A 401-nucleotide genomic window follows, 5' to 3' on the forward strand; every position below is an offset into this window, starting at 1 on the left:
GAAACTCTTGTCGCACTACTTCGCCGGATTCACCCCCGCCGAGATCAACCTCTACTCGCAGCAGCTGGGGAACGAGCTGGCGGCCGAAACACCGGGCGGGTCACCGGCCGCCGAAGACAAGACGATCAACAGCTACACCGACCACATCACCGACGACGGACGACTGGAGATCTCGGCGAACCCCGACATCATCGCCGGGGAGAAGACCAGAACTCTGATGGAAGCGCTGTCGGCGCCAACACCCCAACCCGACCGCTCCCCGAACGCCCGAGCAGATCCGCGCCGCTGCGTTCGAAACCATCGTGGAGTTGGCGGCACAAGGCTTGGCCGACACCACCTTCTCAGCGAAACCGACCAACGGGTTGTTGTGGACCTGGTCGGCGGACAACCCGGCACTCGGC

At 64.1% G+C, this 401-nt stretch carries 1 pseudogene; it reads left to right on the top strand.

Annotated features, from left to right (window positions below):
• A pseudogene (locus P3L18_RS28195) lies at window positions 1-401 on the top strand (HNH endonuclease); the annotation flags it as partial.

Origin of the sequence: Gordonia sp. N1V, from assembly GCF_029269935.1 — a bacterium.
Lineage (GTDB): Bacteria > Actinomycetota > Actinomycetes > Mycobacteriales > Mycobacteriaceae > Gordonia > Gordonia polyisoprenivorans.